Annotated in this window: 13 protein-coding genes; 4 read left to right on the top strand and 9 right to left on the bottom strand. The window is 71.5% G+C overall.

The window, feature by feature from the left end; genetic code table 11:
• Positions 1-2 precede the first annotated feature (2 nt).
• Entirely contained in the window at positions 3-1,970 is a 1,968-nt protein-coding gene (gene dxs / locus Air01nite_RS19320) for a 1-deoxy-D-xylulose-5-phosphate synthase (RefSeq protein WP_203704052.1), read from the bottom strand.
• A gap of 368 nt (positions 1,971-2,338) precedes the next feature.
• On the opposite strand from dxs, the gene Air01nite_RS19315 reads away from it, so the two are divergent.
• On the top strand, positions 2,339-2,548 hold the full coding sequence (locus tag Air01nite_RS19315; protein WP_203704050.1) for a hypothetical protein: 210 nt from the start codon (positions 2,339-2,341) through the stop codon (positions 2,546-2,548).
• A 52-nt stretch (positions 2,549-2,600) separates the two neighbouring features.
• On the opposite strand, the gene Air01nite_RS19310 is transcribed toward Air01nite_RS19315, so the two are convergent.
• A complete protein-coding gene (locus Air01nite_RS19310) occupies positions 2,601-3,812 on the bottom strand; it encodes a class I SAM-dependent RNA methyltransferase (RefSeq protein WP_203704049.1) in 1,212 nt (403 codons plus the stop codon).
• Entirely contained in the window at positions 3,809-5,902 is a 2,094-nt protein-coding gene (locus tag Air01nite_RS19305) for an APC family permease (protein ID WP_203704048.1), read from the bottom strand. The genes Air01nite_RS19310 and Air01nite_RS19305 overlap by 4 nt, the downstream gene beginning before the upstream one ends.
• Before the next feature lie 108 nt (positions 5,903-6,010).
• Here Air01nite_RS19305 and Air01nite_RS19300 point away from each other — a divergent pair, with 108 nt between their 5' ends.
• Together Air01nite_RS19300 and Air01nite_RS19295 are read left to right on the top strand one after the other, a co-directional pair.
• The gene (locus tag Air01nite_RS19300; RefSeq protein ID WP_344385856.1) at positions 6,011-6,685 is read left to right on the top strand and encodes a potassium channel family protein; all 675 of its coding nucleotides are present in this window, start codon (positions 6,011-6,013) and stop codon (positions 6,683-6,685) included.
• Positions 6,682-7,374: a potassium channel family protein gene (locus Air01nite_RS19295; protein ID WP_203704147.1), complete on the top strand. Its 693-nt coding sequence runs from the start codon at positions 6,682-6,684 to the stop codon at positions 7,372-7,374. The genes Air01nite_RS19300 and Air01nite_RS19295 overlap by 4 nt, the downstream gene beginning before the upstream one ends.
• A 132-nt stretch (positions 7,375-7,506) precedes the next feature.
• On the opposite strand, the gene Air01nite_RS19290 is transcribed toward Air01nite_RS19295, so the two are convergent.
• From Air01nite_RS19290 to dut, 4 genes are all read right to left on the bottom strand, one after another.
• Complete coding sequence (locus Air01nite_RS19290) at positions 7,507-8,187, bottom strand: DUF3159 domain-containing protein (protein WP_203704045.1); 681 nt, start codon at positions 8,185-8,187, stop codon at positions 7,507-7,509.
• The gene (locus Air01nite_RS19285) at positions 8,184-8,564 is read right to left on the bottom strand and encodes an OB-fold nucleic acid binding domain-containing protein (protein ID WP_203704044.1); all 381 of its coding nucleotides are present in this window, start codon (positions 8,562-8,564) and stop codon (positions 8,184-8,186) included. Before Air01nite_RS19285 ends, Air01nite_RS19290 begins: the two co-directional genes overlap by 4 nt.
• A 122-nt stretch (positions 8,565-8,686) precedes the next feature.
• The gene (locus Air01nite_RS19280) at positions 8,687-9,415 is read right to left on the bottom strand and encodes a DUF3710 domain-containing protein (protein ID WP_203704146.1); all 729 of its coding nucleotides are present in this window, start codon (positions 9,413-9,415) and stop codon (positions 8,687-8,689) included.
• The gene (gene dut, locus Air01nite_RS19275; RefSeq protein WP_203704043.1) at positions 9,412-9,885 is read right to left on the bottom strand and encodes a dUTP diphosphatase; all 474 of its coding nucleotides are present in this window, start codon (positions 9,883-9,885) and stop codon (positions 9,412-9,414) included. The genes Air01nite_RS19280 and dut overlap by 4 nt, the downstream gene beginning before the upstream one ends.
• Positions 9,886-9,974: 89 nt before the next feature.
• Here dut and Air01nite_RS19270 point away from each other — a divergent pair, with 89 nt between their 5' ends.
• Positions 9,975-10,445 (top strand): DUF3093 domain-containing protein, encoded by a 471-nt coding sequence (locus tag Air01nite_RS19270; protein WP_239090811.1) that lies wholly within the window; start codon positions 9,975-9,977, stop codon positions 10,443-10,445.
• Here the strand turns inward: Air01nite_RS19270 and Air01nite_RS19265 are convergent.
• Both Air01nite_RS19265 and Air01nite_RS19260 read right to left on the bottom strand, forming a co-directional pair.
• Positions 10,423-11,229, bottom strand: a complete 807-nt coding sequence (locus tag Air01nite_RS19265; RefSeq protein ID WP_203704041.1) for a hypothetical protein — start codon at positions 11,227-11,229, stop codon at positions 10,423-10,425. The two genes, Air01nite_RS19270 and Air01nite_RS19265, sit on opposite strands and share 23 nt — an antisense overlap.
• A gap of 120 nt (positions 11,230-11,349) precedes the next feature.
• Entirely contained in the window at positions 11,350-11,646 is a 297-nt protein-coding gene (locus Air01nite_RS19260; RefSeq protein ID WP_203704040.1) for a DUF4193 domain-containing protein, read from the bottom strand.
• Positions 11,647-11,731 lie beyond the last annotated feature (85 nt).

The raw sequence follows: 11,731 nt of genomic DNA, 5'->3' as shown, positions 1-11,731 counted from the left end.
CCCTATGGCGTGACGTTGTCCCGCTGTGCCGGCTTCGGCGCTGTCGCTGCTGCGCCGATGTGCTCGGCCGGTGCGGTGTCGTCGAGGCGGGAGACCCAGCCGGTGACCTCGCGGGCCACGTCCTGGGCGGTGAGGCCGACGTCGGCCAGGATCTGGGCGCGGTTGCCGTGCGGGTGCCACTCGGCGGGCACGCCCAGGTCACGCAGCGGGATCCGGACGTCGGCGTCGCGCATTGCCTTGGCGAGGGCGTCGCCGACGCCGCCGGTGCGGACGCCGTCTTCGACGGTGACCACGAGGCGGTGCCGGGCGGCCAGGGTGACCAGCTCGGCCGGCACCGGGCGGACCCAGCGCGGGTCGACGACGGTCACGCCGTAGCCGTGCTCGGCGAGCCGGGTCGCGACCTCGATGCCGAGGTGGCCGAACGCGCCGACCACGACCAGCAGGACGTCCTTCTGGCGGTCCTCGCGCAGCACGTCGACCGGGCCGATCCGGCGGACGGCCGGCAGGTCGGCGGCGACGGAGCCGGTCGGGAAGCGCAGGATCGTCGGGCCGTCGTCGACGGCCACCGCCTCGCGTAGCTCCTCGCGCAGCGTGGCGGCGTCGCGGGGGGCGGCGATGCGCAGGCCCGGCACGACACCGAAGACCGACATGTCCCAGATGCCGTAGTGGCTCGGCCCGTCGGGGCCGGTGATGCCGGCGCGGTCGAGCACGAAGGTCACCGGCAGCTTGTGCATTGCGACGTCGAGCAGCACCTGGTCGAACGCCCGGTTGAGGAACGTCGCGTAGACCGCGACCACCGGGTGCAGACCGCCGAGCGCGAGGCCGGCGGCCGAGGTCGCGGCGTGCTGCTCGGCGATGCCCACGTCGTAGACGCGCTCGGGGTGCTTGCGGGCCAACGCGGCTATGCCGGTCGGCTCGGCCATGGCGGCGGTGATGCCGACCACGTCGGGGCGCTCGTCGGCGATCGCGACCAGTTCGTCGGCGAACACGTGGGTCCACTTGACACTCGGCGCGGCCAGCAGCTTGCCGGTCTCGACGTCGAACGCGCTGCTCGGGCCGTGCAGGCAGTCGGCGTCGTCCTCCTCGGCGGGGCGGTAGCCGTAGCCCTTGCGGGTCACCGCGTGCACGATGACCGGCCCGCGGAAGCCCTTGGCACGGCGCAGCGCGGACTCCACGGCGGTGATGTCGTGGCCGTCGACCGGCCCGACGTATTTGATGCCGAGATCCTCGAACATGGCCTGCGGCGCCACGGCATCCTTGATGCCCTTCTTCACCGCGTGCAAAACCTCGTAGAGCGGCTTGCCGACCAGCGGCGTCGAGCCCAGCGACTCCTTGACCAGGTCGAGCACCTTCTCGTAGCCCGGGTTGAGCCGCAGCGAGGACAGGTGGTCGGCGAGGCCGCCGATCGTCGGCGCGTAGGAGCGCTGGTTGTCGTTGACGACGATGACCAGCGGGTTGCCGGCGGTGGCGATGTTGTTGAGCGCCTCCCAGCACATGCCGCCGGTGAGCGCGCCGTCGCCGACGACGGCGACCACGCTGCGCTGCTCGCCGCGCAGGGCGTAGGCCTTGGCCATGCCGTCGGCGTAGCTCAGCGCCGTCGAGGCGTGCGAGTTCTCGACCAGGTCGTGCTCGCTCTCGGCCTGGCTGGGGTAGCCGGATAGGCCACCGCGCTGGCGGAGCTGGTCGAACCCGGCCTGCCGGCCAGTCACGATCTTGTGCACGTAGGCCTGGTGGCCGGTGTCGAAGAGGAACTTGTCGCGCGGCGAGTCGAAGACCCGGTGCATCGCCAGCGTCAACTCGACGACGCCGAGGTTGGGCCCGAGGTGCCCGCCGGTGCGGGAGACCTTCGCGACCAGGAAGTCGCGGATCTCGGCGGAGAGCAGGACCAACTCCTCGGCGGAGAGCCGTTTGAGGTCCTGCGGGCCGCGGATGGCGGACAACAGACTGGCCCGACTCTCTTCAACGCTCATGACCGGCAAGTGTAATCGGGCGTGCATCTGCCGCACCCCGATCCGAGATCGTCTTCACCGAATCTCCCTTTCCGCAAGGGCCGCGATCCCCTTCATGTGGACGGTGCGCGCACGGCCGGCCGCGCAGGGTGACGCCGCCCGTTCGGGTGAACCGGTGGTCCGATCGGGCAAGTCTTACTGACGGGACCGTGACAGTTGGTGACGCCGGCCATGACCGCACCGATCTTCATAACCCCTTGCTATGGCCATGATCGATGGGTACGCGCAGCCACCGGAAACCCCGTTTCGGCCCGCCGTCGATAAATGGGGCACACCCGAGAAAGACGTACGATGGCGGCAGTTGTTTCCGTCCCGAAAAAGGTGTGCCCATGACACGCGTTTCCGGGAAGTACGCGGGGGGTCAACTGCTCGCGCTGGTCTTCGTCGCGATCATCACGCTGCCGCTGCTCCCGCTGATCCTGCTCGTCATCGCCTGGATCCGCTTCCGCGACCGGCGCGCCGCCGCGCGCGTGTCCGGCCCCGAACAGGAGGGCGGCCCAGTCGCCCCCAATCGCCCGATGGCCGCGGCACAGCACTGACCCCCGATCGGGGGTCAATTTACCGAAACTGAATTCCGAAACTAATTAGGCTTCACGATTCGGGGAGCAACAACCCGACGCATTCGAGATGGTGCGTCATCGGGAAACAGTCGTAGCCGCGCAGTTCGGCGAGGCGCCAGCCGCGGTCGCGGAACGTGCGCACGTCACGGGCGAACGAGGCCGGGTCGCAGGCGACGTAGCCCACCGCGCGCGCACCCGACGCCGTCAGCGACTCGACCACCCGGGCGCCCGCGCCGGTGCGCGGCGGGTCGAGCACCACCACGTCGACCGGCCCCGCCACCCGGCGCCGGGCCAGCGCGGTCTCCACGCGGGCCGGCACGACCTCGACCCAGGGCAGGTCACCGAGGTTGTCGCGGGCCGCGGCGACGCCGTCGGGCGCCGACTCGACCAGCGTGACGCGACCGCCGGGACCGACCCGCTCGGCCAGCGCGGCCGCGAACAGGCCGGCACCGCCGTAGAGGTCCCAGGCCCGCTCGCCGGCCCGCGGCCCGACCAGGTCGAGCACCGCGCCGACCAGCGTCTCCGCGGCGGCGGGATGCACCTGCCAGAACGTCTCCGCGCCGATCGTCCAGGTGCGACCGAGCGCGCGCTCACGCACGGTGGCCGGCTGAGCACCAGGCTGTGGCAGGACGGCGACGTCGCCCTCCCCCGACGCCACGGTCTCCACCGCGTCAGCCGCGGGCCACGCCCGGTCGAGCACGGGCAGCGCCTGGATGGCCGGGTGCGCGATCAGGCAGCGGTCGATCGGCACGACCTCGTGCGAGCGGTGCTTGAGCAGCCCGACCCGGCCGGCCGCGTCGACCGTGTAGCGGACCCGGGTGCGCCAGCCGGTCGGCCCGCCGGGCAGCGCGGTCACCGCGACGCCGAGCGCGTCCACCTCGTCCTCCGACAGCTTGCCCAGCCGGGTGAGCTGCTCGCGGAGCACCGCGGTCTTCCAGGCGAGCTGCGCCGGCGGCGCCACGTGCTGCAGGTCGCAGCCGCCGCAGCGGCCCGGTCCGGCGTACGGGCAGGGCGCCGCGACCCGGTCCGGCGACGGCTCGAGGATCTCGATCGCGTCCGCCCGCAGGTATCCACTGTGCACCTCGGTGACCAGCGCGGTGACCCGTTCGCCGGGCAGCGCGTGCCGGACGAACACCACCTGCCCGTCGAGCCGCGCGACGCAGTGCCCGCCGTGCGCCGGCGCGCCCACGGTGAGCGTGATCCGCTCCTCCTCACCGATCGGGTCGGTGCGCTCGGCGGTCACGCGCGGTCCGCCGGGGCCGGCGCGGTCTCGTCCCCGCCCGGCGCGCCAGGCGACGTCGGCTCGGTGGCCTCGGGCGTGACCATCGGGCCGTGCTTGTGGCCACCCCGGTTGCGCGGGCCGCGCGCCGGCCCACGGATCAGCGTCGCGTCCAGCCGGTCGAGGTTGCGGGTCTGGCTCGAGGCGAGCTGCCACGGCACGCTGGTCACCATCACGCCCGGCTCGAACAGCAGCCGGCCCTTGAGCCGCAGCGCGCTCTGGTTGTGCAGCAGGTTCTCCCACCAGTGGCCGACGACGTACTCGGGGATGAAGACCGTGACCACGTCGCGCGGCGAGTCCGTGCGGACCCGCTTGACGAAGTCGATGATCGGCCGGGTGATCTCCCGGTAGGGCGAGTCGATGACCGTCAGCGGGACCGGCACCTCGCGCCGCTCCCACTCCGCCTGCACGGCGCGGGTGTCCTTGTCGTCGACGTTGACTGTCACGGCGGTGATCGTGTCGGGCCGGGTCGCCTGCGCGTACGCGACTGCCCGCAGGGTCGGCATGTGCACCTTGGAGACGAGCACGACGGCGTGGTTGCGGGCCGGCAGCATCGGCCGGCCCTCGTCGGGCGCCAACTCCCGCGCGACCCGGTCGTAGTGCTGCCGGATGGCCAGCATCACCGCGTAGATCACCAGCATCGCGGCGATCGCGATCCACGCGCCGAGGAGGAACTTCGTGACCAGCACGATGACCAGCACGGTGCCGGTGAGGAACGCGCCGAACGTGTTGATGGCCCGCGCCCGCTGCATCCGGCGGCGCGCCCCGGGGTCGCGCTCACGCGGCAACAGCCGGTTCCAGTGCCGGATCATGCCGGTCTGCGACAGCGTGAACGAGACGAACACGCCCACGATGTAGAGCTGGATCAGCCGGGTCACCTCGGCCTGGAACGCGACGATCAGCACGATCGCGAACACGGCCAGGAAGATGATGCCGTTGGAGAACGCCAGCCGGTCACCGCGGGTGTGCAGCTGGCGGGGCAGATAGCGGTCCTGCGCCAGGATCGAGCCGAGCACCGGGAAGCCGTTGAACGCGGTGTTGGCGGCCAGGAACAGGATCAGCGCCGTGGCGCCGGCCACCACGTAGAGCAGCACCGAGCCGTTGCCGAACACGGTCTCGCCGAGCTGGGTGGTCACCGTCTTCTGCACGTAGTCGCCCGCACCGCCGACGATCTGCCGGCCCGGGTCCTCCATGAACTGCAGGTGGGTCAGGCGCGACAGGTAGACGATGCCGACCAGCATGGTGACCGCCACCGTGCCGAGCAGCAGCAGCGTGGTCGCCGCGTTGCGGCTCTTGGGCGGCTTGAACGCGGGCACGCCGTTGGAGATCGCCTCGACACCGGTCAGCGCCGCCGCACCGGAGGAGAACGTCCGCAGTAACAGAAAGACCATCGCGAAGCCGGTCACGTCATGCTCGGCCGCGATGGTCAAACCCGCACTGGGCGCCTGGAGATCGTCACCGAGCACGAATATCCGGAAGAAACCGGTCAACAGCATGCCGATGATGACGATCATGAAGCCGTACGTGGGGATGGCGAACGCGGTGCCCGACTCCCGCAGGCCGCGCAGGTTGATCGCGGTCAGCACCACGACGGCGCCGACCGCCACCGCGATCTTGTGCTCCGCCACCCACGGGACCACGGAGCCGAGGTTGGCCACGCCCGACGACACCGACACGGCCACCGTCAGCACGTAGTCGACCAGCAACGCGCTGGCCACGCCGATGCCGAACTTCGGGCCCAGGTTGACCGTGGCCACCTCGTAGTCGCCGCCGCCGGACGGGTACGCGTGCACGTTCTGCCGGTAGCTGGCGACCACGGTGAGCATCACGACGACCACGGCGAGTGCGACCCAGGGCGAGAACACGTACGCCGAGGCGCCGGCGATGGAGAGCGTCAGCAGGATCTCGTCCGGCGCGTACGCGACGCTGGACAGCGCGTCGGAGGCGAACACCGGCAGGGCGATGCGCTTGGGCAGCAGCGTGTGCTGCAGCCGGTCCGACCGGAACGGTCGGCCCAGCAGCAGACGCTTCATCACCGAGGTGGGTCTGGCCACAACGGGTAAGGGTACGGCCGGCTGGAAAGGGCCGCCGAGCGGTAGGGCCGCGCCGAAGATCGGCCGCCAGGCGGTACGGTCAATCGGCCGTAATCCGCCGTGGAAGGGGTGTCACCGGTGCACGTCGTGATCATGGGATGTGGTCGCGTCGGCTCGACGCTCGCACACACCCTCGAAGAGCGCGGCCATTCGGTGGCCGTCATCGACCAGAATGCCGACGCGTTCCGCCGGTTGGGGCCCGAGTTCGGCGGGATCACGGTGGCCGGCGTGGGTTTCGACCGCGACGTGCTGCGGGAGGCCGGCATCGAGCGGGCCGACGCGTTCGCCGCCGTCTCCAGCGGTGACAACTCCAACATCATCTCGGCCCGGCTGGCCCGCGAGACGTTCGGTGTGACGCGCGTCGCGGCCCGGATCTACGACCAGAAACGCGCCGAGGTGTACGAGCGGCTGGGCATCCCGACGGTGGCCACGGTCCGGTGGACCGCGGACCGGATGATCCGGCACCTGCTGCCCGAGGGGCACGCCGAGATCTTCCGCGACCCGACCAGCACCGTCTCGATCATCGAGGTGCCGGCGCACAAGGACTGGATCGGCCGCCTGCTGCGCTCGCTGGAGGACGCGGTCGGTGCGCGGGCGGCGTACGTCATGCGCTTCGGCATCGGCACCCTGCCCACGGCGTCGACCGTGATCCAGGAGGGTGACCAGCTGTTCATGCTGGTCACCGACGACATCGCCACGTCGGTGACCGAGGTCGCCGCCGCCGCTCCGGAAGGGGGGCACTGACCATGCGGGTCGCCATCGCCGGAGCGGGCAACGTGGGCCGCTCGATCGCCGCCGAGCTCGTCGGCAACGGCCACGAGGTGATGCTCATCGAGCGTTCGCCGAAGATGCTGCGGCCGGAGCGCGTGCCGGCCGCCGAGTGGATCCTGGCCGACGCCTGCGAGCTGGCCAGCCTCGAGGAGTCCAACGTCGCGACCTGCGACGTGGTGGTCGCGGCCACCGGCGACGACAAGGTCAACCTGGTCGTCTCGCTGCTCGCCAAGACCGAGTTCGCGGTGCCGCGGGTGGTCGCCCGGGTCAACCGCGCCGAGAACGAGTGGCTGTTCACCGAGCAGTGGGGCGTCGACGTCGCGGTGAGCAAGCCGCGGCTGATGGCCGCTCTGGTCGAGGAGGCGGTCACGGTCGGCGACCTGGTGCGGCTGATGACGTTCCGCCAGGGCGAGGCCAACCTCGTGGAGATCACGCTGCCGCCGACCGCGCCCTACGTGGGCCTGCCGGTGCGCAACGTGCCGCTCCCCCGCGACTCGGCGCTCACCGCGATCCTGCGCGGCCGGCGCGTGCTGGTGCCGACGCCGGACGACCCGCTGGAGGCCGGCGACGAGCTGATCTTCGTCTGCACGGCCGAGGTCGAGGACGCCGTCCGCGCGGTCATCCTTGGCCCCGACGCCACCGACCGCCGCGCGCTGACCTAGCTCGCAAGGAACGGTCCGTTACTAACGCTTTCGCTATAGGAACGGTCCGTTGTTAACGGCACACGCTCGCGGCGAGTTAGCAACGGACCGTTCCTATGCGGAAAGCGTTAGTAACGGACCGTTGCTTTCGCTTCAGGCGCTCTCGACCACCGGCTCGCGGTCGCGGGTGACCCGGCGGACCACGGCGACCGTGAACAGCGCGAGCAGCACGTAGGGCGGCGTGCCGAGCACCAGCCGGGCGACGCCGAGCAGGTCGTCCTGCTTGTCGTACCAGAGCCAGGCCTGCGCGCTGACCTTGAGGATCCAGACCACGGCCCAGAGCACGGTGAGCCATATGAACGTGCGCATCAGCCGGCGGTCCTGGCGCCACTCGGACTTGCCGCCCGCCATGATCACCGACCAGCCCCAGCCGACCAGCGGTTGCCGCACGGCCGCCGAGACCAGCAGCGCGGCGGCGAAGATGTAGCTCTGGATGATGCCCGGCAGGTAGAAGTCGCGGGCCTCGCCGGTGCGCCAGGCGATCAGCGCACCCAGGGCGATGCCGAACAGGCCGTTGACGGCGTGCCGGACCGGGCGCTTCTGCGCCAGCCGCACCCCGCCGATCACCAGGGCGATGCCGACCGACGCGATCAGCGCGGGGTTGAGATCCCAGACGATGTTGACGACGACGAACACCAGGATCGGGATGCTCGACTCGACCAGCCCCCGCCAGCCGCCGAGCTGCTGCGAGACCATCTCACCGAACGGGGGCAGCGGCTCCTCGCCGTCGGGGTCGCGGGTGGACTCGTCGGCGGCGCGCGGCGCAGAGGTCATCTGGTGGCTTCCAGCTCGTAGTACGGGTTGTAGATGACTTTACGGTCATCCCGCACCGCGACGCGACCACGCGCGGTCAGTTGTCGCCCCGGCTCGATCCCCGCGATGTGCCGCCGGCCCAGCCACACCAGCGTCACCACGTCGCTGCCGTCGTAGAGGTCGGCCTCGAGCGTGGGGAGGTTGGTGCGGGGGGTGTAGACGACGGTCTTGAGGCGCCCGCTCAGTGCCACGAGCTGCCCGCGCATGCAGAGCCCGGCCGGCACACAGCCGGACTTCGCGCTCTCCCGCTGGAGGTTTTCCGCCTCCAGGGTCTCCTCGTCAGCCGTCAGCCGCTGAAAGAAGCGCCGCAGCGACGTGCGGCTCTGGTCGATGGCCATGACCTTTGCGCTTCACTCTCCTCGGCGCCCCGGCCGGGCGCACGCCCCTTTCAGCGTACGCGTGACCGGCGCCACACACCTCCCCACGCCGATGGGTCGACGCGGAGAAAGGTGTCGATCGCTCAGCGTGGTCGAGGCGAGGGCCGGCGGCGCGGTCCGGGGCCGGAACCGTTGGCCGGCGGCGCCAGCGGCGTCTCCGGCGCGGCCTGCTGCTCGTGCACCTGCTCGCTGGCCTCCTTGGGCAGCCGCAGCGGCAGCGGCTCGCGCACCGGCTTGGCCTCCTGCCCACGGTCGACCACGAGCCCGTGCAGGCACTCGACCAGCACCCCGGCCCGGGACGGGTCGGTCGCGGCCGGGCCCTGGAACACGCCACGGACCATCCAGCGCGGCCCGTCGACGCCGAGGAAGCGCAGGTCGGTCAGGCCGTCGGCGGTGCGCACGCGGGCGCGCAGCTCGACCCCGTATTCCCCCTCGGTCTCCTGCACCGCGACACCCTCGCTGAACAGCGACTCGCGGATCTCCTCGCGGACCTCTTCCCAGATGCCCTCGGAGCGCGGTGCGGCGAACACGCCGACCTGCAGCGCGTTGTCGCCGTTGACCAGTACGACCTGCTGCACGGCGCCGTCGGGGTTGGCCTGGACGCGGATCTCCACCTCGGGCACGGCCGGGATCTGCAGGCTGCCCAGGTCGAGGCGCTCCACACCGGACGGTGCCTCGGAGATGTCGTAGGGGCCGTGCCGACGCTCGGCCGGCGGCTGTGGCACCGGGGCGCTGCCCCGGGCCGGGCGATCGGAACGGCCGCCCCGATCGCCACGGGCGTGCCGCCCGGATCCGCCTCGCGAGAACATCAGTCCGCCTGCCTTTCGGAAGAGGCCACCCCGCCGGTCGAGCCGTGCCCACCGGACCCGCGTACGGATTCGGGCAGGTCCTCGACGACGTGGAAGTGTGCCCGCTCGACGCGCTGCACGACAAGCTGCGCGACACGGTCGCCGCGCGAGATCTTCGCAGGCGCGGACGGGTCGTGGTTTACCAGGTTGATGAGGATCTCACCGCGGTAGCCGGCGTCGACCGTGCCGGGCGCGTTGAGCACCGTCACGCCCATCCGGGCGGCCAGGCCGGAGCGCGGGTGCACCAGGCCGACGAAACCCTCGGGCAGCGCGATCGCCACACCGGTCGGCACCATGGCCCGGCCACCGGGTGGGATCTCCACGTCGGCGGCCGCCGACAGGTCGGCACCCGCGTCACCGGGATGGGCGTACGACGGGAGCGGGAGGTCCGGGTCGAGCTGGCGCACAGCCACCCGGACGGCGGCGTCGGTCACAGTGTCAGCTTTCTGTGTGGGTCCCGCGGGCGCGGTCCTACCTATCCTGCCGGGTGCCGAGCGTACGGCGCGCCGTACCCTCGGACATCGTGGCTACCGATGACTACGCCGAGCGGTTACGGCTCCCATGGTGGCTGTGGCTCTGCGGGGTGGGTGTCGCGGCGCTGCTGGCCTTCGAGGTGTGGATGGGTGCCGGCGGCATGCGTGCCTGGCTCCCGTTCGTGGTGCTGATCCCGCTGGCCCTTCTCGGGCTCGCTCGGGCCGGGCGGATCCGGATCGCGGTCCGCGGCGGCGAGCTGCACGTCGACGACGCGCACATCCCGCTGTCGTTCGTCACCGACGCGGTGCCGCTGGACGCGGCCGGCAAGCGCGAGCTGCTCGGCGTCGGCAACCACGAGCTGGCCTTCGTCGTGCAGCGGCCGTGGATCGCCGGCGCCGTGCAGGTGGTCATCGACGACCCGGCCGACCCGACGCCGTACTGGGTGGTCAGCTCCCGTGACCCGGTCCGGCTGGCGGAGGGCATCACCCGCGCGAAGGTCAGCGCGCCTCTCCCTCGATGACGTTCCGCTTGCGCTTCCGCAGGTCCTTGATGACCTGCTCGCCGATCGCCTTCGTGGCCCGGCTGTTGAGGTAGCTGGCGACCGCGGCACCGGTCAGGAACGGGCCCAGGGTGGTCAGGTTGCGGCCGAACCGGCGCAGCAGCCGGTCGCGCATCTCCTTGCGGGCGGCGGTGCCGAGCACGGCGCCGATGCCGACGCCGGGCACGATCGGGTTGACGCCGCGCTGCTGCGACCAGGCCATCACCAGCGGGATCGCGCGCTGCGCGCCGTTGCCGGGCACCGGCTGCCCGTACACCTCGTGCAGCTCGCCGATCAGCTTGATCTCGATGGCCACGACGGTGACGGTCTCGGCGGCGAGCAGCACCGGTGCGGAGAGCAGGGTGGGCGTCGCGGCCCACTCGATGGCGGCGACACCGCCGCCGGCGGCGCCGACGCCGGCCGTGGCGCGGCTGGCGTTGCGGACGAGGCGCTCGGCGAGATCGTCGTCGTCGAGGCCGGGGTGGTGCTTGCGGAGCGTCTCGAGGTCGCGCACGTCGACGTACGGTGCGACGTCGTTGACGGCGTCGGCGATCCATTTCAGCGCGGCACGCGGCTTGAACAGGTCGCCCACCCCGCGGGCGCGCACCTGGCCGACCAGCCGCCCGAGCAGGCGGTTGCGCTGGCCGGGCTCGAGATCCTCGGCGGTGAGCTTGGCGACCGTGTCGCCAATCTCGGCGGCCTCGGGCGGGGACTCCGGAGGGGCGGCGGAGTCCGGGTCGCCCGCGGACCGTTCGGCGTGGCTCATCTGTGCCCTCCCGCTTGTGTCCCGTCGTTACGAGTCAAGCAGGTCGAGGCCACGACCGCAGGTCTAGTGGTCGTCGGCGGCGACCCGTCGGGGGCCGCCGCCCTGGTCAGCGATCGCCGGTCAGGCACATTCCCGGCAGATCAGGTCGCCATTGCGCTCGTAGGCGAGCTGGCTGCGGTGGTGGACAAGGAAACAGCGCGCGCAGCGGAACTCGTCCTGCTGCATCGGCAGCACCTTGACCGTGAGCTCTTCGTCGGCGAGGTCGGCGCCCGGCAGCTCAAAGCTCTCAGCCACTTCGGCCTCGTCGACGTCCACGGCGCCCGACTGTGCGTCCGTGCGCCGGGCCTTGAGCTCTTCCAGGCTGTCCTCGCCGAGGTCGACCTCGTCGCGACGCGGGGCGTCGTAGTCGGTGGCCATCGGTGTCACTCTCCCGTATCGATAAGTCGCCTAGGTGTAACGCCAAGCGACGGTGTTTCGGTTCCCGGTCGGCCGCGAAACTTCG

Source organism: Asanoa iriomotensis (genome assembly GCF_016862515.1).
Lineage (GTDB): Bacteria > Actinomycetota > Actinomycetes > Mycobacteriales > Micromonosporaceae > Asanoa > Asanoa iriomotensis.
This window is presented reverse-complemented; position numbering and strand designations above follow the sequence as displayed.

Bases quoted from the DNA above. Each gene is read 5' to 3' on its own strand.
- dxs (WP_203704052.1), bottom strand. From the start codon at position 1,970: ATGAGCGTTGAAGAGAGTCGGGCCAGTCTGTTGTCCGCCATCCGCGGC.
- Air01nite_RS19315 (WP_203704050.1), top strand. From the start codon at position 2,339: ATGACACGCGTTTCCGGGAAGTACGCGGGGGGTCAACTGCTCGCGCTG.
- Air01nite_RS19290 (WP_203704045.1), bottom strand. From the start codon at position 8,187: ATGACCTCTGCGCCGCGCGCCGCCGACGAGTCCACCCGCGACCCCGAC.
- Air01nite_RS19285 (WP_203704044.1), bottom strand. From the start codon at position 8,564: ATGGCCATCGACCAGAGCCGCACGTCGCTGCGGCGCTTCTTTCAGCGG.
- Air01nite_RS19265 (WP_203704041.1), bottom strand. From the start codon at position 11,229: ATGAGCCACGCCGAACGGTCCGCGGGCGACCCGGACTCCGCCGCCCCT.
- Air01nite_RS19260 (WP_203704040.1), bottom strand. From the start codon at position 11,646: ATGGCCACCGACTACGACGCCCCGCGTCGCGACGAGGTCGACCTCGGC.